This is a genomic window from Enterococcus sp. DIV1537a, from assembly GCF_051712085.1.
GTDB classification, from domain to species: Bacteria; Bacillota; Bacilli; order Lactobacillales; family Enterococcaceae; genus Enterococcus; species Enterococcus faecalis.
Genome location: NZ_JBIOOE010000001.1, coordinates 1665026 through 1684858 on the forward strand (window position 1 = coordinate 1665026; position 19833 = coordinate 1684858).

21 protein-coding genes are annotated in these 19833 nt (G+C 35.7%); 7 read left to right on the forward strand and 14 right to left on the reverse strand.

Translation table 11 applies throughout. The features are described from left to right. Positions 1–200: 200 nt before the first annotated feature. Positions 201–716, reverse strand: a complete 516-nt coding sequence (gene lacB / locus IGJ41_RS08245) for a galactose-6-phosphate isomerase subunit LacB (RefSeq protein ID WP_002374591.1) — start codon at positions 714–716, stop codon at positions 201–203. A gap of 25 nt (positions 717–741) precedes the next feature. Continuing rightward, the gene (lacA, locus tag IGJ41_RS08250) at positions 742–1170 is read right to left on the reverse strand and encodes a galactose-6-phosphate isomerase subunit LacA (RefSeq protein ID WP_002357188.1); all 429 of its coding nucleotides are present in this window, start codon (positions 1168–1170) and stop codon (positions 742–744) included. 222 nt (positions 1171–1392) lie between these two features. Between lacA and IGJ41_RS08255 the strand changes: the two genes are divergently transcribed. The 3 genes from IGJ41_RS08255 (at position 1393) to IGJ41_RS08265 (ending at position 3689) form a co-directional block, all read left to right on the forward strand. Continuing rightward, a complete protein-coding gene (locus tag IGJ41_RS08255; RefSeq protein ID WP_002357187.1) occupies positions 1393–1887 on the forward strand; it encodes a PTS sugar transporter subunit IIA in 495 nt (164 codons plus the stop codon). A 1-nt stretch (position 1888) separates the two neighbouring features. Further along, on the forward strand, positions 1889–2191 hold the full coding sequence (locus tag IGJ41_RS08260; protein WP_002357185.1) for a PTS fructose transporter subunit IIB: 303 nt from the start codon (positions 1889–1891) through the stop codon (positions 2189–2191). A 94-nt stretch (positions 2192–2285) separates the two neighbouring features. After that, positions 2286–3689 (forward strand): PTS galactitol transporter subunit IIC, encoded by a 1404-nt coding sequence (locus tag IGJ41_RS08265; RefSeq protein WP_002357183.1) that lies wholly within the window; start codon positions 2286–2288, stop codon positions 3687–3689. 40 nt (positions 3690–3729) lie between these two features. On the opposite strand, the gene IGJ41_RS08270 is transcribed toward IGJ41_RS08265, so the two are convergent. The 3 genes from IGJ41_RS08270 to yqeK form a co-directional block, all read right to left on the reverse strand. Beyond that, positions 3730–4482: a DeoR/GlpR family DNA-binding transcription regulator gene (locus IGJ41_RS08270; RefSeq protein ID WP_002369238.1), complete on the reverse strand. Its 753-nt coding sequence runs from the start codon at positions 4480–4482 to the stop codon at positions 3730–3732. A 335-nt stretch (positions 4483–4817) separates the two neighbouring features. Beyond that, the gene (locus IGJ41_RS08275; protein WP_438714228.1) at positions 4818–5810 is read right to left on the reverse strand and encodes a DUF4767 domain-containing protein; all 993 of its coding nucleotides are present in this window, start codon (positions 5808–5810) and stop codon (positions 4818–4820) included. A gap of 90 nt (positions 5811–5900) precedes the next feature. After that, positions 5901–6479, reverse strand: a complete 579-nt coding sequence (yqeK, locus tag IGJ41_RS08280; RefSeq protein WP_438714230.1) for a bis(5'-nucleosyl)-tetraphosphatase (symmetrical) YqeK — start codon at positions 6477–6479, stop codon at positions 5901–5903. A 223-nt stretch (positions 6480–6702) separates the two neighbouring features. Here yqeK and IGJ41_RS08285 point away from each other — a divergent pair, with 223 nt between their 5' ends. Beyond that, positions 6703–7608, forward strand: coding sequence for a polysaccharide deacetylase family protein (locus tag IGJ41_RS08285; RefSeq protein ID WP_438714232.1), 906 nt, complete (start codon positions 6703–6705; stop codon positions 7606–7608). A 174-nt stretch (positions 7609–7782) separates the two neighbouring features. On the opposite strand, the gene IGJ41_RS08290 is transcribed toward IGJ41_RS08285, so the two are convergent. The 5 genes from IGJ41_RS08290 to IGJ41_RS08310 form a co-directional block, all read right to left on the reverse strand. Then, positions 7783–8199, reverse strand: a complete 417-nt coding sequence (locus tag IGJ41_RS08290; RefSeq protein ID WP_010823753.1) for a hypothetical protein — start codon at positions 8197–8199, stop codon at positions 7783–7785. Between the two features lie 1012 nt (positions 8200–9211). Further along, on the reverse strand, positions 9212–9559 hold the full coding sequence (gene rplS, locus IGJ41_RS08295; RefSeq protein ID WP_002357176.1) for a 50S ribosomal protein L19: 348 nt from the start codon (positions 9557–9559) through the stop codon (positions 9212–9214). 143 nt (positions 9560–9702) lie between these two features. Continuing rightward, positions 9703–10443 carry a tRNA (guanosine(37)-N1)-methyltransferase TrmD gene (trmD, locus tag IGJ41_RS08300; RefSeq protein WP_438714235.1) on the reverse strand — a complete coding sequence of 247 codons (741 nt, stop codon included), beginning with the start codon at positions 10441–10443 and terminating at the stop codon, positions 9703–9705. After that, entirely contained in the window at positions 10433–10957 is a 525-nt protein-coding gene (gene rimM / locus IGJ41_RS08305) for a ribosome maturation factor RimM (protein WP_010713301.1), read from the reverse strand. Before rimM ends, trmD begins: the two co-directional genes overlap by 11 nt. 107 nt (positions 10958–11064) lie before the next feature. After that, entirely contained in the window at positions 11065–12426 is a 1362-nt protein-coding gene (locus tag IGJ41_RS08310; RefSeq protein WP_438714237.1) for an Nramp family divalent metal transporter, read from the reverse strand. Positions 12427–12622: 196 nt separating this feature from the next. Between IGJ41_RS08310 and IGJ41_RS08315 the strand changes: the two genes are divergently transcribed. The 3 genes from IGJ41_RS08315 (at position 12623) to IGJ41_RS08325 (ending at position 15730) form a co-directional block, all read left to right on the forward strand. Next, positions 12623–12997 (forward strand): VOC family protein, encoded by a 375-nt coding sequence (locus IGJ41_RS08315; RefSeq protein WP_002381774.1) that lies wholly within the window; start codon positions 12623–12625, stop codon positions 12995–12997. A 221-nt stretch (positions 12998–13218) separates the two neighbouring features. Beyond that, a complete protein-coding gene (locus IGJ41_RS08320; RefSeq protein ID WP_002383106.1) occupies positions 13219–13827 on the forward strand; it encodes a TVP38/TMEM64 family protein in 609 nt (202 codons plus the stop codon). A gap of 100 nt (positions 13828–13927) precedes the next feature. After that, positions 13928–15730 (forward strand): glycerophosphoryl diester phosphodiesterase membrane domain-containing protein, encoded by a 1803-nt coding sequence (locus IGJ41_RS08325; protein ID WP_002364138.1) that lies wholly within the window; start codon positions 13928–13930, stop codon positions 15728–15730. A gap of 188 nt (positions 15731–15918) precedes the next feature. Here the strand turns inward: IGJ41_RS08325 and IGJ41_RS08330 are convergent, their stop codons facing one another. From IGJ41_RS08330 to IGJ41_RS08345, 4 genes are all read right to left on the reverse strand, one after another. Next, positions 15919–16605: a Bax inhibitor-1/YccA family protein gene (locus IGJ41_RS08330; protein WP_002364139.1), complete on the reverse strand. Its 687-nt coding sequence runs from the start codon at positions 16603–16605 to the stop codon at positions 15919–15921. After that, on the reverse strand, positions 16598–17083 hold the full coding sequence (locus IGJ41_RS08335) for a MaoC/PaaZ C-terminal domain-containing protein (protein ID WP_438714240.1): 486 nt from the start codon (positions 17081–17083) through the stop codon (positions 16598–16600). Before IGJ41_RS08335 ends, IGJ41_RS08330 begins: the two co-directional genes overlap by 8 nt. A gap of 196 nt (positions 17084–17279) precedes the next feature. Further along, entirely contained in the window at positions 17280–18617 is a 1338-nt protein-coding gene (gene murC, locus IGJ41_RS08340; protein ID WP_002357163.1) for a UDP-N-acetylmuramate--L-alanine ligase, read from the reverse strand. A gap of 154 nt (positions 18618–18771) precedes the next feature. Next, positions 18772–19725 (reverse strand): hypothetical protein, encoded by a 954-nt coding sequence (locus IGJ41_RS08345; protein ID WP_173963783.1) that lies wholly within the window; start codon positions 19723–19725, stop codon positions 18772–18774. Positions 19726–19833: the final 108 nt, after the last annotated feature.

The following is a 19833-nucleotide window of genomic DNA, read 5'->3' on the forward strand; positions in this document are numbered from 1 at the left end:
CACGAGTTCTTTTCTCGTGTACTTTTTATGGTTACCTGTATAGCCTTCAATTTGTTCCTTTGTTACTTCTTTTTCTTGATAATGCTCTTTACAGTGCTACGTTAAAACAGCAATAAAAATTAATGAAGGGGAATTCAACTCAAATACCAATGATTATTATTTAAGACCGCTTTTCTCAAATAACCCTCATTGATTACGTACTAATCGTGATAGACTCCTCGTTGCCATTTATCTAAAAATTCATCGAAAAAGTGCGCATCTTGTTGTTCTGGATGTTGTTTTTCAACTTGATTAATTTTTTCAATTAGTTGTTCGTTGTCTTCTGTTGGATGATAGTGTGCTTCAATAAAGGCAGCAGCGATATCACAGATCAAGAACTCTCCTGTTATTTTCCCACCGAAACCAATAACATTTGCGTTCAATTCCTCTTTCGCATACAACGCTGTGGTCATATCGCGAACTAAAGCAGAACGGATACCCGGTACTTTGTTAACCGCATTGTTAATTCCAACGCCTGTTCCGCAAATACATATACCCAAATCAGCCTGATTGCTCATTACGGCTTCTCCCACTTTTTTTCCGAAAATAGGATAGTGGGTTCGAGTAAAATCATACGTGCCTACATCTAAAATTTCATATCCCTTTGCTTTCAAAAAATCAGAAACTGCTATTTTGGTATCTGTCACAATATGATCACAACCAATGGCAATTTTCATAAAAACGCTTCCTTTCTATTATTTGTTAAGCCATTTTATTTAACATATCTACACGTATTTGATGACGCCCGCCTGCATAATGACCTGTTAAGAATTCTTTTATTATGTTTTTGGCTAGTTCCGTTCCAACAATTTTTGCGCCCACCGTGATCATCCGAGCATTGTTGTGTTCTCGCGCCATATATGCAGAACGCTCATCTGACAATTCAGCGACAATCATTCCTTTAATTTTAGCAGCAGTCATAAAACTACCTGCCCCATAACCATCAAAAACGATTCCTAAACTTTCAGTATCCTTTAAAACTTCATGAGCAACAGCAAGCGTTGCTTCTATAAAGTCTTCCGAAGCACTTTCACTTTTATCGATTACCTCAACTTTTTCTTGCAATAAGTATTGTTTCATTTCTGCTTTTAATTTTATTCCATCTAAATCTGAACCAAGTATGACACGCATTTTGTTTTCCTCCTTACCTCGTGTATCTACTATTAAAATTCTGTCCCTTTCTTTAAACTCAAATCCCCTTCTCGAAAACATAATAAAACAATATCGAACTTTATTCAACATTTATTTTCTTTTTTGTTTATTATTGTTTAATATTGTGTTGACATCTTTTTGAAAGCGTTTTATATTATACTTGTAAATAAATAATAATATATTAAAGAAACGAGGGGTTCTATGGTTATTAAAACATCGATTTTTTCATTAGATACTACCTATATTTCAAACAAAAAAACACAAGAAGAAGTTTTTGAAGAAGTTTATTTAGACTTGTTAAAAAAGAAATTAGTTACACCTGATTTTCTAACTAATTTATTGGAACGAGAACACAACTATCCGACTGGTTTAAGTTTAACACCGATTGATCCTGCACTACCGAATATCGCCATTCCGCATACCGAAAGTACCTTTGTACGGACGACAAGAATTATCCCGATTAAATTGAAACAATCCTTATCATTTCATAACATGATTATCCCAGATGAAACGCTCTCTGTTTCCTTTCTTTTCATGATTTTAAATGAAAACGGTATTGAACAAACGGGTCTTTTAGCGACTATCATGGATTTTATTAACACGACAGACCGTTCATCACTATTGGCTTTTTTTCAATGTGAAGATAAAGAAGAAGTTTATCGTTTTTTACAAAAAAATTTTAAAGGAGAGATTTAACATGATCAAAATTTTAGCTGCATGTGGGGCTGGGGTAAACTCTAGCCATCAAATCAAATCTGCATTAGAAACAGAATTATCTAAAAGAGGCTACCAAGTTTCTTGCGATGCCGTAATGATTAAAGATATCAATCAAGAGATGCTATCCCATTATGATATTTTCGCCCAAATCGCCAAAACAGATTTGGGTTTCCCAATCACGATTCCTGTAGTTGATGCAGGCGCAATTCTTTATCGAATTCCAGCAATGGCTGAACCTGTTTATCAACAAATGGAAAGTATCATTCACTCTTTAAACAAATGATTTCCTTTTCAGACTAATTACTTACGCTTCACTGTCAACAATAACAAAACTAAGATAAAAATTTTGTTATCTTAGCTTATGAAGGAGAAAATAAATGAATACGATTATTGACCTAGCAAATACAATTTTTAAACCTTTAATTGATTTAGGTGCTGCTCCTTTAATGACTATTGTTTTAACACTGATTGCCCTTTGTTTTAAGGTAAAACCCACTCGCGCATTAGAAGGTGGTCTTAAACTAGGGATTGCTTTAACTGGTATCAGTGCTATTATAGGAATTTTAACTACTGCTTTCTCAGATGCAATGGCCTCTTTCGTAGAACGTACAGGAATTTCTTTAAATATTACTGATGTTGGTTGGGCACCTTTGGCCACCATCACTTGGGGATCTCCTTACACCCTTTACTTTCTTTTAATTATGGTGATTGTCAATGTCATTATGTTAATTCTAAATAAAACGAACACATTAGATGTGGATATTTTCGACATTTGGCATCTATCGATTGTTGGTTTATTTGCTATTTTTTGTGGCGCAAACTTAATAATTGCAACAATCTTAGTTATTTTCATAGGTGTTTTAAAAATTATCAATTCTGACTTAATGAAACCAACGTTTAACGATTTACTTAACGCCCCAGATACCAATCCTATGACTACCACGCATATGAACTATATGATGAACCCAATCATTATGGTTTTTGATAAAATTTTTGATAAGCTTTTTCCTTGGTTAGACAAATACGATTTTGACGCTGCCAAATTGAATAGTAAAATTGGCTTTTGGGGATCAAAATTTGCCATCGGGATTTACTTAGGGATTTTTGTGGGTCTTTTAGCTGGCCAAACACCCACGCAAATTTTTTCTCTATCCTTTACGGCTGCAGTCTGTTTGGAACTATTCTCTTTAATTGGAACTTGGTTTATCGCTGCAGTTGAGCCTTTATCCCAAGGGATCACTGATTTTGCTTCGAATAAATTAAAAGGGCGTACACTTAATATTGGTTTAGATTGGCCTTTCTTAGCTGGTCGTGCTGAAATCTGGGCAGCAGCTAACGTATTGGCTCCAATTATGCTATTAGAAGCCATTGTCCTACCTGGCAATAAACTTTTACCACTTGGCGGAATTATTGCAATGGGTGTAACCCCTGCTCTACTAGTAGTAACAAGAGGTAAACTCATCCGAATGATTATCATTGGAGCAATCGAATTACCTTTGTTCTTATGGTCTGGTACCCTAATTGCACCGTTCGTTACCGAAACCGCAAAAAAAGTTGGCGCTTTCCCAGCGGGTCTAAATAATAATACTTTAATTTCACATACTACCATGGAAGGGCCAATGGAAAAATTCTTAGGATACTTAGTCGGCAATGCATCACAAGGTCAACTCGAATTTATTTTATACGCATGTCTGGCGCTAGTCGCCTATCTACTGATTTTCATTTGGTATGCAAAACAAATGAAGAAGCGAAATATTATTTATGCTCAAAAAGCTCAATAAGGGGAACTAAAAAGAAGAGGTGCATCTGCACCTCTTCTTTTTAGTAGATCACCCTGACAACTTTTTCCAATACTTTAGATGTGTCAAATTTATCTTTATTTGTAACTACCGCTGTCACTTCTTCTAATTGATAAAAAGAATAAAAATCCTGTTTCTCTACTTTAGAAGTATCCATTAATAAATATTTTTCTATTGAGTTATCTAATGCAATTGCTTGTGTTTGTCCTTCTTCAATAGTGGCTGTCATAATTTTATTATCTTTTAACGCATTGCAACTAAAAAATGCTTTATGGAAATGCATTTCTTCTAATGCTTTATTAGCGATTTCACCAAAAAAAGATTTAGTTAAAAGTCGCATTTCTCCACCAACCAAATAAATGGTCAACGCATTCTTTTTTTTACTTAACGTTTCAAACACAGGCAAACAGTTTGTTACTACTCTTAAATGTTTAAATTCCATTGCCTCGGCCAAAAGTTCAATAGTTGTTCCTGGTCCTAGGAAGATAGTTTCTTCTTCGTGAATTAAACTTAATGCTTTTTGGACAATTTCTTTTTTTTCAACACTATTAATAATTTGTTTATCAGCATGAGACAATTCATGTGGACGATATGTATTTAAACTGCTAGCTCCTCCATGTACTCGTTTTAAACGCCCCGCTGCTTCTAATTCTGTCAAATCTCTACGAACAGTCATATCCGAAACATTTAATCGTTCCATAATTTCAGTAACTTTGATTGCCCCTTTTTGATCTACTAGAGAGACTATCGCATTTAATCTTTCTTCTTTTAGCATTTTCATCGCTCCATTGTTAGTATATCTTTTATTCTACGATAAAATACTTACTATGAATACTAAAACATTTCTCCATTTATTTTAACATGAACGACGATTTTTAAAAAATTGACGATTTAGCCTATCTTTATATAAACAGATATCACTTCAACGATTGATTCAGATCTATTTGAGCCTAGTCAAATAGAGATCTAGCATAAAAACTTCCCAGAAAAACATCCCCTACTCTGAGCACCTCTATCCAAAAAAATAGCACATAGGCAAAGACAGGTTACTTATAAAAAGGTAAGCAACCCGCCTTTGCCTATGTTTAAGTAAACGATGTATTTCCCCTATTACTGATTCAAAGTCCTTAAAACTTTATAATCACTGTTTTTCACGAGTAAAACGCTACTTGGGTTATCGGGATAAGCGGCATTACCATCAAATGATACAACAACAGTATTCGTACCAACTTTCGTGAATTGTGTGTATGAGCCCCCAGCACCGCCCACGTTGGCAAAATGTAATGTCAAAGTGTCGCCTTTTGTTTCTACCTCGCGCCAATTTGCCCGCTGATAGTTATGCCAGTCAATTTGAGTTGAAATTTCGTTTGCCGTGTTTTTATACATTCCTTCGTAAAAATCAATCGCTTCCTCTTTTGAAGACCACGGATTGACTGAAATATTTGGGATTTGTTCTTTAGTAATTGACGGGGCACCTACAATTTTTTCAAACCCAGCCCTCAACTCTGCATTATCTGTTGCTCCAAAATACAGATAGCCATAAGGATCTCCTTGATTTTGCATCGTCACTAAAACTAAGGGATGATTGTTAACGATGGTGAATAAATACAAATGCTTTTGCATTTCTGGTTGCGTTTCTCCATCAGAGTAAACAGCAACTAACGCATATCCATCCTTCACTTGTCCATTTTCAGACCATTCTAAATAAATGGGATGCTGATCAATCGCTGGTTGCATAGTAGCATTTCCTACTAGACCATCAGGCGCTTGGACGCCATTGAAATTGATTGAATTTCCTGGTGTATATTCTTTATACGTTTGGTTCATCCGTTGCCCCCAATCAGCCATAAATTGTTGTAGCTGTGCCTTTTTTTGCGCAGACCACAACTGATTTTCAGCTTTACTAGAAGCAGAAGAATTACTTTGAGTCGTACTAGATTTTGACTCCGTGCTCATTTGACTTGCTTGGCTGTTGTTAACGGTAACAGGTGCTTTCATTTCTGATGTTGCTGTCGGCTTGCTTGCAGTGCTATCACCACTTTTGTTGGAAGAACATCCTGATAAAATACTCAATAAAAGACCTATCAAGATTATTTTTTTCATTGGGAATCCCTTCTTTCTGACAAGAATACTGTACTACTTTTCCACTTTTCTCACCAGCAAAACTCGATTAAAAACGACTATGTTTATTTGTTATTTAATTATCAAATTAAGTTGATTGTAAGCATCCCATAACCAAGGATGCACGACTTTAATATCGTGTTTCAAAATATAATCGATATAGAAATATGCGGCATTTTCTAAAGAACAATTTAAAGCTTGTAATAAACCATCTAAGTATGGTGGCTTCCCTTCTTGATCCCACTTTATTTTATCAGCGACAAACAAAACTAAATCTATGTCCGAATAGTTTTTCTTCAATGTTGTATGGCATTCAATAGCTGATAAAATTTCATTGTCTTCAATACCAAAATCCATTTTCGCAATAGACTTAGAAATTTTTTGATGAATTATCATTGGAAAGGCCATTTCTGCTTCGTTTAATTCAATCCCATATTTTTGTGCGACATTAATTCTCTGATTATTTGGATAAACCGCAGAGATATCGTGTAAATATCCTGCAATACTTACTTTTTCTGGACTAGTTAAATATTTTTCACCAAGTTGATAGGCATACTCTCCAGCTTCCATACAATGATAATACGTCTTCTCACAGTTTTTACTCACTAAATATTGTTTAATTTCATTTTTCAACACCTGTTGATGATCCATTTCCACAGTCCTTTCTCATTCCGATTACTCTTCTAGATAAATAAATTATACTCCTTTCATCCTCTAGCAACCTTTTATTTTTTATTAAATAAACAACTAACTAAATTGAAAAAATTGAAACTTTTTGGTCCTCAAATTCGTCTATAACTAATAGGACGTTCAATTTTGTATAACGTGGAGGTGTATTTTTTAACTTTTTCATTAACCAAAGAGGAGTGAAAGTATGCGACATAAGAAAAGAAAATTCAAAATAAACGGGTATGTATTATTTAGTGCGTTAATCCTCATTGTTCTTGTTTTCATTCAAACGTTCCTATTAACTCAACCCAAGATAACAAGTAAAAATGATGATACTACGCAGACATCGACTAAAAATTCAACTGCAAAAAAAGATTCCCCGACCAAGTTAGAAAAGGAATCAACACACATGACTATTTCATCAAAAAAATATGCTTACTCAGCAGACAAAATCAGAAAATATATAACTGGAGAACAACCTTACAAAGGTGAAAAATTAGTATTCTTAACCTTTGATGATGGCGTTAATAATCAAATAACCCCACAAGTCCTAGATACATTAAAAAAGTATAACGTCCACGCAACTTTTTTTCTTGTAGGAAATACCCTAACTTCCGAAAATCAAAAGATAGTGACACGCGAAGTTGCAGAAGGACATTCAATAGGCTTTCATAGTTCAACTCATGATTATGCAACGTTATATCCAAACGGGATTGTCAACATTGAAGAAATACAAGCGGAAATAGCGGACATGGAGAACTCTCTTAAAAAAATATTGGGCGAAACATTTCAAACAACTCTCTGGCGATACCCAGGAGGTCATATGTCATGGGGAGGTACAGAAAAATCTGATGAATTATTCAAACAACTTGGCATCCATTGGATTGACTGGAATGCGATGGTTGGGGATGCGGAGCCGTTAGACAGACAGCCTACTACAGTCGCAGAAATGCTTGCTTTCCATCAACATTCACTTGAGGTTTATCCGGATTATAATATTAGAGTAGTCTTAATGCATGATTCAGTAGATAAGGAATTAACAAAACAAGCATTGCCACAATTAATAGAGTTTTATCAAGCAAATGGTTATCAATTTGGTGTCTTATATTAGAGCAACTAGGAACAACTATAGAAAGTATTTCTGGTCTTAGTCAATGTTGATTTTTTGTTTAATTACACAAAAACGTCTCTATACTTTCTGATGTTGGTAAAAAAACTAACATCAGAAAGTATAGAGACGAAAAAAATAAAAATTTTTAGCCTTCTTTTTTATGACTTAACTATCCTATTTACCACCAAAATCACCATACACATTACCTTCTGCATCAGATATACGTTTACCTTCATCAACTTTTTTAAACTCTATTTTTTTCGTTTTTTTGTCCAATTGACCTGTAATTTCATAGCTCTCTTTATTTTCTTGTATTTTAATATTTTTATATACCTTTTTTTCTGTTCTACTTGTTTTTTTTGTATCTTCATTATTGGGATTAACTAAATATTCTTTTTCAAGCGTCATGGTTTTGTCCTTGTTGAAAAAAATTGAACCTTTCGTTAGGTCTTCTTCCTTTTCAATAATCGTGGTGAGTATTAAAGGAAACGAACTGGCATTCAAAAGATTGCCGTTTTCTTTTTTGTTATTACTACAACCTACCAAAAACATGAAAAAAATAATACAACTAAAATACCCGATTTTTTTCATGATTACTCCCTCCTATTACATAAAGTTAGAATAGCTATTGTTCATTAATATCGACAATTCTTTGCGCCGTGCTTGAACCATTGGTAACGTAGCCTCCATAAGTACAGATATATCCTCTTATGTTTGGATCTTCTCCGTAGTCTTGCCAACGTTGAAGTTTTAGATTTCCTCTAAATTGACCATCATCATACCAATAGTAATTAGGTATACTTGCACCTTTTCTTATTGTAATGGTTTGGTAAATAAACTTAGTCGTTGTCCTACTTAAAGAATAATTTGTATCAGAAATGAATTATCTCTTGGATCATAAGGTGGCACTTTTTCAAACTCAGGAAGTTTTCTCTGTATTTGTACTTCAGGAGTATTCGCAAAGTAATCTACTATCTTGACAGTTATTAAAAGAATCACTACCCTCAAAACTATAGCAAACATAAAAATTATTCCATTCTAATTCTTCCATAATTATCATGTCCTTTTACAATTAATATACTTATTTTATCGTATATATTTTAAAAGGAAAAGAACACTATTTAAATAGCAAACGATTCTTAATTAAGTTTACTACTATTTTCTTGTATTCTTATAGCACCAACAGTCCTGCTATTTATTGGTTACTTGCTAAAATACTTATCTGTGCTCTTTGTATTTATTTCTTTTTGATTGAATATAAAAGACAAAAATCCTGTAACTATGGCCCTGAATAATTGATTTGCCAATACTATCACCCCATTCTGCTTCTTCTCCAATTTCAACTGATATTGACAAACTAACGTAGTTTTTGTTTCTTGATCCAAGCACTTAACTGAAATTTTGGTTTTCAGTACTCCCTCTTTTTATCTTTCTAAATTTCCTCACACCTTCAATTTTCAAAAGATTTCTGAATCATTGTCCAAAAACCTAATTTTCACACTTATGTGACTTCAAAAAAAAGTCAAAGTGATTTTCCACTTAATTACACACAAAAACACCCTCTTGCTGAGCAAGAGGGTGTTCGTTTGTCGAATAGTAAAGATTAACGACGGATTTCTTTGATACGAGCTGCTTTTCCGTGTAATGCGCGTAAGTAGTAAAGTTTTGCACGACGTACTTTACCGTAGCGAACCACTTCAATTTGAGCAACACGTGGTGTGTGTAATGGGAATGTACGTTCCACACCAACACCATTTGAAACTTTACGTACTGTATAAGTTTCGCTGATTCCAGCACCACGGCGTTTAATTACAACACCTTCGAATAACTGGATACGTTCACGAGTACCTTCGACTACTTTCGCATGAACGCGAACAGTGTCACCAGGGCGGAACGCAGGAATATCCGTACGTAATTGTTCTTGTGTTAATTCTTGAATTAATGGATTCATTTTATCCTTCTCCTTATTCCCAAATATTCTTATGGTCACTTCTGCCACAGCGGAATATTGTAATAGTTAGAGCGCATTGCACTCACCAAATTAGTTTACCACAGACAAAATAAGCTGTAAAGAGAATTTTCTTGAAAGTTCCCTTATTTTTGCTCTTCTTGTTTAATTTCCTCTAATAACTTCAACATTTCAGGCGTCATTTCTACTGATTCCAACATGTCAGGTCGACGCAAAAAGGTCCGTCGTAATGATTCTTTTAGTTGCCATTCTACAATTAATTTATGGTTCCCATTCGTTAGCACGGCAGGGACTTCCATATCATTGAAAATAGCAGGTCTGGTATATTGTGGATGCTCTAATAGGCCAGTGGAATGTGAATCCGTTTGTGCAGAAAGATTGTTACCTAAGACATCAGGTAATAAACGGACTGTCGCATCAATCATGACCATTGCGCCTAATTCGCCCCCAGTTAAAACGTAATCCCCCAATGAAACTTCATCTGTGACCATCGTGCGAATTCGCTCATCATAGCCTTCATAATGTCCACAAATAAAAACTAAATGTTCTTCTTGTGAAAATTCCTCGGCCATTTTTTGATTAAACGGTTTTCCTGCTGGATCTAATAAGATGACCCGTTTTGGCTGCTGGTTTGTCTCTTCTTCAATTGCCTTTAGGTTATCATAGATCGGTTGTACTTTTAAAAGCATCCCCGCGCCACCGCCATATGGATAATCATCGACCGTTTGGTGTTTGTTATCTGAAAAATCGCGAAAATTAGAGACATTCAATTCTAATAACTGCTTTTCCCGAGCTTTCCCAATAATTGATTCCCCCATTGGTCCTTCAAACATTCTAGGAAAAAGAGTTAATACATCAATTCTCATCGTCAATCAATCCTTCTGGAATGTCCACATCAATCCGTTGATTTTCGACATCGACTTTTGTAACAACGCCTTCAATATACGGTAAAAGTAAATCTTTTTTCTTTGGTCGTTGGACGACCCACACATCATTCGCACCAGGAGATAAAATTTCTTTAATTTTTCCCAGATCACTACCGGTTTCATCATAAACAGTGGCACCAATGATTTGGTGATAATAAAATTCGTCCTCTGCCAATTCAGCGAGATTGTCTTTTGCAACTTTTAAAATACCGTCACGATATTTTTCAACATCGTTGATATTTGGATGTCCTTCAAAGCTTAAAATGTCAAAATTCTTATGCTTGCGGTGGGACTTCACGACCAATTCAATTGGTGCTTTTTTCTCTTGAAATAGCAGTAACGTTGCCCCTTTTTGATAACGTTCTTCTGGAAAATCCGTTTTCGAAATGACCCGAACTTCTCCTTTGATTCCTTGTGTGTTCACAATTTTTCCTACATTTAAATAATCTGTCACGTGAAAGCCTCTCTTCCTTGTATTTCATCTTTCCTATTCTACCATTTCTTACGCGCAAATTCTATGAAAAAACAAAGGCCAACTTTTCCAGTCAGCCTTTGTTTTTATTAATTCGTTAAACCAGTTAATGTGCCATAAATTAAAAATAAATTCAATAACGTCAAGGCAATTGCAATAATCCAAGCTAAAAATTTCACCCACGCTGGATTCGCAAATTGGCCCATTAATTTTTTATCACTTGTATACATCGTTAAAGGAATAATCGACACTGGCAAAGCAATACTTAGGAAAACTTGCGTATAAAGTAACAAGTCTTCAACAGCCGTTTCGCTACCGCCATAAATAATGACACAGATAATGACTGGCACAATTGCTAACAAACGAGTTACCACTCGTCGTGCCCACAACGGCATTTTTAAATGGATAAAGCCTTCCATTACAATTTGTCCTGACAGCGTACCTGTAATCGTTGAATTTTGACCCGAAGCCAGTAAAGCAATTGCAAAAAGAATACTTAACACTGGGCTAGCAATATTACCAACAATATCTGGATTTTTCAGAGCATCAAATAAATCAACAAATTTACCTAATTCACTGTTGGTTCCATAAAATAATGCTCCTCCTAAAATTAACAACAAACAATTTACGACAAAAGCGACAGTTAATTGAATATTTGAATCCCAAGTAGTGAAACGAATTGCTTTGGCTTTCTCAGCATCATCGTTACGATCAAATTTCCGTGCTTGCGCAATGGAAGAATGCAAATATAAGTTATGAGGCATGACTGTCGCTCCAACGATCCCCAAGGCTAAAAATAACATGGATTTATCTGTCGCTATTTTTGTGTCTGGAATAAAACCTCGTAATACTTCACCGACATTTGGATCTGCTAATGCCACTTCATAAGCAAAAACAAAAAAGATGACTGCAATTAAACAAGAAACAATTGCTTCGATTTTGCGAAAGCCTAACTTTGTCAGTAGCAAAAGTAATAAAACATCAAACGTTGTTATCAACACACCAATTAATAATGGAAAACCAAATAATAATTGCAAAGCAACGGCACCACCAATTACCTCAGCGATATCTGTTGCCATTATGGCTAACTCCGTCACCACCCACAAGGCAACGCCCGTTCGTTTACTTGTATGCTCTCTAGTCGCTTGAGCTAAATCCATTCCTGTCACGATTCCTAAGCGCGCAGCCATACTTTGTAGTAACATGGCAACTAAACTAGAAAGTAAAATCACACTAAGTAACGTGTACTTATATTCCGCTCCGCCAGCAATTGACGTAATCCAATTTCCTGGATCCATATAACCAACAGCCACTAAAGCGCCAGGTCCGCTATAGGCTAACAAAGTTCGCCAAAAGCTTGCGTTTTTAGGTACCTCGACGGTATTATTTATCTCTTCTAAACTAGGTCCATTTGCATAATTAAGCATTTTTTCCGTTTTCTTTTCTTTCATCCAACATCCCTCAATCTATCTTGTTCACACATTTCACTTTTAGGTACACCTAAAACTAGTTAACATAATTATAGTCTTCTTATTCTTCGTTGTAAACTGTTACATTCTAATTTTTTAAGCACTTTCGCTATAAATCGTTTGGTTTTTACCAAAAAATCCCTTACACTTATTTTATCATAGATCGGAGGTTATGAGGATGAAGTTAGATATGGTCGGTATTATCGTCAACGATATGACACAAGCACTCTCTTTTTACCAAACGCTAGGTTTTAACGTGCTGGGAGAAGCTTCGCCCGATTACACAGAATTACAAAACAATGGCGTCAGGATTTCTTTAAATTCACTACAAATGATTACTGGCGTCTATGGGTTTGCGCCTAGTCAGCAAGGCGATAAAATTGAACTTGCTTTTCTTTGTGAAACGGCCGCAGAAGTTGATAACACCGTGAAAAAAATGAGCCAAGCTGGTTACATTGTTTTTAAAGAACCCTGGAATGCACCTTGGGGCCAACGATACGCAATCATTAAAGACGTGGATGCAAATTTAATTTCACTCTTTGCCCCTCTATAATATTCCTAAAAGATGTGCCACTTTCGTTTCTTCAACTCTCTTTCAAAAGATCAGTGCAGAATGGGTCTTAAGTAGGATGTCTTTTCTGTCTCTTTTTTTGTATAATAAACTTATCAAATGATGCGTATCTTACAACTTTGTTCGTTTGCAGAAAGAACAAACGATGTTTTTTATTGATGAAAAGTTATATACTAAAAGTACGATGAGTATAACTAAAGGAGATGAGAAATGTGAGTGTTACCCTATCTAGAAAAATTGTTAATATTATTTCCATTTTGGGCATTGTTGCAACCATAATTGCAACCATCTATTTTATCCGATTAGGTGTCTTCAAGGACATCAATGCACTAAGAGGACTAGTAGGGCAATCTGTCATTCTCGGTCCGATTATTTTCATGTTAATTCAGATTATTCAAGTGGTTATTCCGATTATTCCTGGTGGTGTTAGCTGTGCTGCAGGGGTCTTGATTTTCGGGCCAACAATGGGCTTCGTCTATAATTACGTTGGTATTGCACTTGGCTCTATTATCATTTTCTTATTAGGTCGTAATTATGGGAAACCATTCATTATGAGCCTTGTCAGTGATAAAACATATAACAAGTATATCGGTTGGTTAGACAATGAAAAACGTTTTGAACGATTGTTTGCTTTAGCAATTTTCTTCCCGATTGCACCGGATGATGCGCTTTGTTTAATGGCCGGTTTAACAAAAATGTCTGTGAAAAAATTTACTCTGATTATTTTATTAGCAAAACCTGCTTCTATCTATTTATATAGTCTTGCGTTAATTTATGGCGGTACATTTTTAACTAGCTTACTGGGAATGTAAAATAAATAAAAAAGCGAACGGACTAAATCAAAACTCTGCCTGTGTCAGTTTGATTTAGTCCTTTTATTATGGAATTTTGGTAGAAACTGGGGGACTTTTGATGTTTAGTTATTTTAAAAATAGTATTGTGAATACGCTAGATTTTCTTAAAGGAACAACGGCGTATTTTCGCGACGTGCTCTTGATGCACGGATTTATGTTATTCGTTCTATTGCCTTTATTGACAAGTTTGTCCAAATTGGTACTCAAAGAAGGTGGGATTGATTATATTTCCTACGATAACTTAGGGGCAATTGCTACGCAACATCCCTATGTCCTTTTGACTTTTCTACTAATTGGGCTATTAATTTTACTGGCGCTCTTTTTTGAATTTACCTTTTTATTGCTTAGTGTTTATTTTATTAAGAAAAAGCAACCAATTACTCTAACGCAATTATTGCACGGCACCTTGCTTCAGATCAAAAAAGTTCGAGGAATTACCTTTCTGTTTTTCCTGGCATATTTCTTTTTGATTTTACCATTAAGTGGGTTAACCTTCCGCTCTTATTTATTAACAAGAGTTAAGATTCCAGCCTTTATCTTAGATTTTATTTTTGCAAATCGCGTCATTATTATTATTGGTTTCGTATTGTTAGAACTGATTATCTTATATTTAGCGATTCGACTTGCTTTTGCCCTTCCAGAGTTGATTTTACGTGATGTTGGTTTTCGTGAGTCTTTAAAACGTAGTTGGCAAATTACAAAGCGGCGCTTTTTCCAGATTTTAGGGCAATTTATTATCATTGGAGGAACTGTTTTAGGGATTTTTACGGCTGGCTATTTCTTGATATTTTTAGGTCAAACCGCCGTTGAAACGTTTAAACCTGAGTGGTCTTTACCTAGCGCTGTCATCGCTATGACACTCCTTCAGGTTATGATGCTCTTAAACTTGGTGTTGTCTAGTGTTGCTATTTTTTACATTATTGTTGATGATATGGAGGATGAAGGGATTTTGCCTGACACGCCAGAATGGTTCACCCCGAAATCAGAGGTTCGGGTAGAATGGACCACCTTCAGAGTCGTTCTTTTTTGTTTGATTGCAATCATCTTCGGAATTGGTGTAGGCACCTATAATACGAATTACTTAAGTCATACACCTGACCGAAAACCGGTTACCATCTCCCATCGTGGTGTTAATGGTAACAATGGCGTTCAAAACACTTTGGACTCTTTAATCGAGACCAATAAGGCAAAACCTGATTATGTTGAAATGGATATTCAAGAAACCAAAGACCATCAATTTATTGTCATGCACGATTTTAATTTACGGGCGTTAACGGGCGTTAATAAACGACCAAATCAATTAACACTTAAAGAATTAACGAACATGAATGTCACAGAAAATGGTCAAACTGCTAAAATGGTTTCTTTCGATGATTATTTAGCCAAAGCCAATCAATTAAAACAACGTTTATTAATTGAAATCAAAACCACGCCTCAAGATAGCCCTGATTTAGTACAGCGCTTTGTCAAACAATACCGTGAAAATATTTTAGAAAACGGTCATATCCTTCATACCTTAACCTATGATACGGCGATGGCCTTAAAGAAAGAAGAACCACGCTTTTATGTAGGCTACGTTATTCCTTTTAACATTGTGGGACCACCTAAAATGCCAGTTGACTTTTTTACTATGGAATACAGTACAATGAATCGTAACTTTGTAAATGCCGCTCATCATGATGGGAAAAAGGTTTATGCTTGGACAGCAAATGATGAAGATGTTATGACGCGAATGATTTTTTATGGCGTCGATGGCATCATTACCGATCAGCTCAGTCTACTGAACGAAACAATGAAAACCGATTTAGAAAATCCAACATACTCCGATAAACTGTTGAATTTCGCTATTGGAATGGGTTAAAAAAAGAGCGTGGGACAAAAATCACTTTGGATTTTTGCTCCACGCTCAAAAACTGATAAACGGCGGGAACAGAAGCAACTCCTTCGGAAATAAGCCGGAATTATCCAAAAATTAAAGAACAATTTTCGGAAATTCCTTCTTATTTCTCGGAGTTAAACGCTTCTGTCCCGACCTCTTTTACGTTCATGTTAGTTGTTTTTACCAAAAATTCTTAAGAAAGCTAAGAATAAGTTGATGAAGTCAAGGTATAATTGTAATGCGAAGAAAACGGCCATCCCAGTGCCTGCTTGATCACCTGTTTGCGCATAGACTTGGCGTATACGTTGGTTATCATAAGCAGTAATCCCTGAGAAAATTAGGACCATTAAAATGGAAATAAAGAATTCTACAGCACTACTGTGTAAAAGGAACATATTTAGCAACATCGCAATGATAATTCCGATTAAGGCACTATAAGCGGCATGACCAACTGCTGATAGGTCTTTCTTCGTAAAGACACCTACTAATGACATCGCGCCAAAGGTAGCTGCTGCACTTAAAAATGCGCCGGCCACTGTTCCACCAGTATACATTAATAACGTCACGGATAAAGTGACACCATTTAATAATGCATACGCAACAAATCCTGCAATCGCAATGGTTGGATTCTTCTGTGCTTTTGCGCCTAGATATAAAACTAAGCCAATTTCAACAAGCCAAATCATCCAAAAAGCTAAGCTTGATTGGAATAAAGTAGCTAGAACAGGTAAAAAGACAGTTGTCATTGCATAAGCCATGATTGCGCTAATACCAATTCCTAACGCTAAAAATCCGTAAATTTTGGCATAAAATTTATTCAAACCTGTGCCAGTTTGGATATACTCTTGATTATTCATAAGTTAAAGTCCCTTCTTTCTCTGTTAGTTCATCAATCGTCACTTGGGGTGGTTGAACCATCACCACTGCATCTAACACGCGATTTTCTTGCTCATTAACAGCCTCAACTGAAATGGTAATCACATCTTTCATTTTGTCGACTTTGATTACGTCTAATTGGAAAGTCAATGTTTCGTAATGAAAAACGGGTTCCACAAAGTTCACAGAGAAATTCACAACATGTGAACCTGGTCCTGGTAAATGTTTTGAAATCGCACTAGTGATAATTCCCATCAGCATAATTGATGGTACGATTGGTTTTTCATATTCTGTTTTTTGGGCATAATCATGTTGGATATATAAAGGATTCGCATCATTGGTCAAGCCCAAGTAAAGTAATAAGTCCTTGTCTTCAATTGACTCTGTCAAGGACAACGAATCTCCCTCTTCGATATCTTCGATGGTTTTGCCTAATTTTCTCGGTTTTCCGATATTCAAATTAGTACACCTCCGTTATTGATAAGATAATTGTACCAAAATGTACTTAAAAGGCAAGTTAAAAAGTAGTCTTTAAAGGATGTTTAAACAAAACCAACTTATCTACCATGCTAGCATTCTAAAAAAACAACGGAACAGGAGCAGCTTCTTATTTTTTGAAGCCAGATACCCCTGTCCCGATTTTGTTTATGTTCTCTTATAAAACGTTTCTAGTTGTGTTACTTAGTAATGTTTCGTAAGCTTGTTCAAATTTCTGAACGTCGCCAGCACCCATAAAGACCACCACTGCATTTTCAAAATCTAGTAAAGGTGACACATTATCTTCGGTAATTACTTGTCCACCTTTTTGAATTTTTTCACCTAAATCTTCAATGCGTACCTCGCCTTGTGTTTCACGCGCAGAGCCAAAAATATTACATAAGAATACTTCATCTGCTAAATCCAGTGCTTCAGCAAATTCATCCATTAAGGCAATTGTTCGTGTAAATGTATGTGGCTGGAAGACAGCAATAATTTCTTTGTCAGGATATTTTTGGCGGGCGCCATCAATCGTTGCTTTAATTTCAGCTGGATGGTGCGCATAATCATCAACAATAATCATGTCACTGACTTTTTTCTCGCTAAAACGACGTTTTACACCTTTAAAACTTAGCATTTCTTCTGCGACTTTTTGCATATCAAGTTTTTCAAAATAAGCCACAGCAATCACACCTAGCGCATTCATGATATTGTGATGGCCAAATGCTGGTAAGACAAAATGACCTACAAAATCATCCTTGTGATAAACATCAAAAGATGAGCCTTCCGTTGTTCGTTGAATATTTCGTGCTTGGATATCATCCTCTTCACTGACGCCATAATAATAAACTGGCACTTCTGATTCTAACTGACGAAGATACTTATCATCACCATAAGCAAAAATTCCTTTTTTGACTTGATGAGCCATTGTTTGGAACGCTGAAAAAACGTCCTCAATGCTCTTGTAGTAATCTGGATGATCAAAATCGATATTCGTCATAATCGCATAATCTGGTGAATAAGCCAAGAAATGACGGCGATACTCACACGCTTCAAATGCAAAGAAATCAGCATCTGGTTCGCCGTGGCCAGTGCCATCACCTATTAAATAACTAGTTGGATTGATACCACTTAATACATGTGCTAGCAAACCAGTCGTACTTGTTTTCCCGTGTGACCCTGTTACAGCAATGCTTGTATAGGGTTCGATAAAACGAGCAATGAAATCGTGGTAACGAATTACTTCTGCGCCTAATTCGATGGCGCGGGCGATTTCCTCATGGGTATCTGGAAAAGCATTTCCAGCAATAACAATCATGTCTTTATCAATATTATCTGCATTAAATGGTAAAATAGGGACACCTGATTTTTCAAGATCCCGTTGTGTAAAGAAATACTCTTCTACGTCTGATCCTTGAACGTTGTAGCCTTTTTGGTGTAAGACCAACGCTAATGAGCTCATGCCAGAACCTTTAATTCCGACAAAATGGTATAATTTGTTCTCTTGATTTCCCATTATAATCCTCTTCTCTGTCACTATATAAAACATACCTTTTTTAAAAAAATTTCAATCATACGAGATTCATTATCGTATAAAACAAAAAAATAATCAACTATTAAAACAGAATAAAAAACTTACATGTTTCAATTCCACATGCAAGTTTCATCTCTTAACTAAAATATTTACTGTTTTCTAATACAGAACTTGAATCTTCTAGCATCCCACTTAATGGTTTATCCAAGATGCCCTTTTTCTTCTCTTCTGTCACAGGTGCTTCCGGTTCCACTTGAGCATTCGCTTTAGCTAATTTTTTCCCATAAGCAGTTTGACTTTTAGCATTTTTCTTTGCGGCATTCAAACGGGAACGCGAACGTAAATCTAACGCATCTTCGCCAAAACGTTCTAAGTCTGGTTTGATTTGTTGATATTGTCGTCTAGTTAAAGGAATCTCAGGTTCTGAGGTTGGAATATTAAACTTCCGCACCGTTGGATCTTCTTCCGTATCTTTCACTTGAAAAGCCGTTGGTTCATCATCAAGAATCACATATGAACGACGATCTTTTTTCATTGCTTTTAGCAACTCTTCTTCAGTAAAACTAGGTTCCTGTTCCTCAGGAATCACAGAAGCCGGGATATATTTAGGAACAAAATAAGAAGGTGTCGTTTTCTGCACTAATGGTGATGCGGCAGGTCTACTTGGTTTCGCTACGACTTCTTTTTTTTTATACGTTTGTGTCCAGCCATTTCCTTTTGGCGTCCCAAAAAGGCTATTATTTTTTTTCGTTGCTTGTTTATTTTTCGTTGCTTTACTAGCATGTTTTGTATAGTCTGGCAAATTAGAACGATGACGTGCTAATTGCTCTTGTTGTGCTGCCGTTAATTGTTGTGTTTGTTTATTTGTAGTTGGTTGATTCGTTGTTGGTTGTTGGACAGATGGTGTGCTTTGTCTAGTATCTTCGGCAGGTGTTGCAGTTCTTCTGCTACCAGACATTGTTTTACCAATCAGATCATCTTGAAATAAGTTACGTTCATTATCTGTTGGTAATTTTACGCCCTGTTCATCATCATACGCTGGAAAACGGAAATGTTTTCTCTTCACTTGAGCATTATCCATTGCGGTCATTCCTTTTATTTTTCTTTCTCATTAGTTTAACACATTCTCAATGAATACTAAAGAACTTGCCTGAATTTTTAAGAGAACAAAAAAAGAAACCTCCGTTTAAAAAGGTTT

What these genes read in the sequence shown, in the direction of transcription:
- IGJ41_RS08330 (WP_002364139.1), bottom strand. Translation starts at nt 16,605, where the DNA reads ATGAATAATCAAGAGTATATCCAAACTGGCACAGGTTTGAATAAATTT.
- IGJ41_RS08345 (WP_173963783.1), bottom strand. Translation starts at nt 19,725, where the DNA reads ATGACCGCAATGGATAATGCTCAAGTGAAGAGAAAACATTTCCGTTTT.
- lacB (WP_002374591.1), bottom strand. Translation starts at nt 716, where the DNA reads ATGAAAATTGCCATTGGTTGTGATCATATTGTGACAGATACCAAAATA.
- yqeK (WP_438714230.1), bottom strand. Translation starts at nt 6,479, where the DNA reads ATGGATCATCAACAGGTGTTGAAAAATGAAATTAAACAATATTTAGTG.
- IGJ41_RS08255 (WP_002357187.1), top strand. Translation starts at nt 1,393, where the DNA reads ATGGTTATTAAAACATCGATTTTTTCATTAGATACTACCTATATTTCA.
- IGJ41_RS08270 (WP_002369238.1), bottom strand. Translation starts at nt 4,482, where the DNA reads ATGCTAAAAGAAGAAAGATTAAATGCGATAGTCTCTCTAGTAGATCAA.
- rplS (WP_002357176.1), bottom strand. Translation starts at nt 9,559, where the DNA reads ATGAATCCATTAATTCAAGAATTAACACAAGAACAATTACGTACGGAT.
- IGJ41_RS08310 (WP_438714237.1), bottom strand. Translation starts at nt 12,426, where the DNA reads ATGAAAGAAAAGAAAACGGAAAAAATGCTTAATTATGCAAATGGACCT.
- IGJ41_RS08275 (WP_438714228.1), bottom strand. Translation starts at nt 5,810, where the DNA reads ATGAAAAAAATAATCTTGATAGGTCTTTTATTGAGTATTTTATCAGGA.
- murC (WP_002357163.1), bottom strand. Translation starts at nt 18,617, where the DNA reads ATGGGAAATCAAGAGAACAAATTATACCATTTTGTCGGAATTAAAGGT.
- trmD (WP_438714235.1), bottom strand. Translation starts at nt 10,443, where the DNA reads ATGAGAATTGATGTATTAACTCTTTTTCCTAGAATGTTTGAAGGACCA.
- IGJ41_RS08320 (WP_002383106.1), top strand. Translation starts at nt 13,219, where the DNA reads ATGAGAAATGTGAGTGTTACCCTATCTAGAAAAATTGTTAATATTATT.
- IGJ41_RS08325 (WP_002364138.1), top strand. Translation starts at nt 13,928, where the DNA reads ATGTTTAGTTATTTTAAAAATAGTATTGTGAATACGCTAGATTTTCTT.
- IGJ41_RS08290 (WP_010823753.1), bottom strand. Translation starts at nt 8,199, where the DNA reads ATGAAAAAAATCGGGTATTTTAGTTGTATTATTTTTTTCATGTTTTTG.
- IGJ41_RS08315 (WP_002381774.1), top strand. Translation starts at nt 12,623, where the DNA reads ATGAAGTTAGATATGGTCGGTATTATCGTCAACGATATGACACAAGCA.
- IGJ41_RS08260 (WP_002357185.1), top strand. Translation starts at nt 1,889, where the DNA reads ATGATCAAAATTTTAGCTGCATGTGGGGCTGGGGTAAACTCTAGCCAT.
- IGJ41_RS08265 (WP_002357183.1), top strand. Translation starts at nt 2,286, where the DNA reads ATGAATACGATTATTGACCTAGCAAATACAATTTTTAAACCTTTAATT.
- lacA (WP_002357188.1), bottom strand. Translation starts at nt 1,170, where the DNA reads ATGCGTGTCATACTTGGTTCAGATTTAGATGGAATAAAATTAAAAGCA.
- IGJ41_RS08285 (WP_438714232.1), top strand. Translation starts at nt 6,703, where the DNA reads ATGCGACATAAGAAAAGAAAATTCAAAATAAACGGGTATGTATTATTT.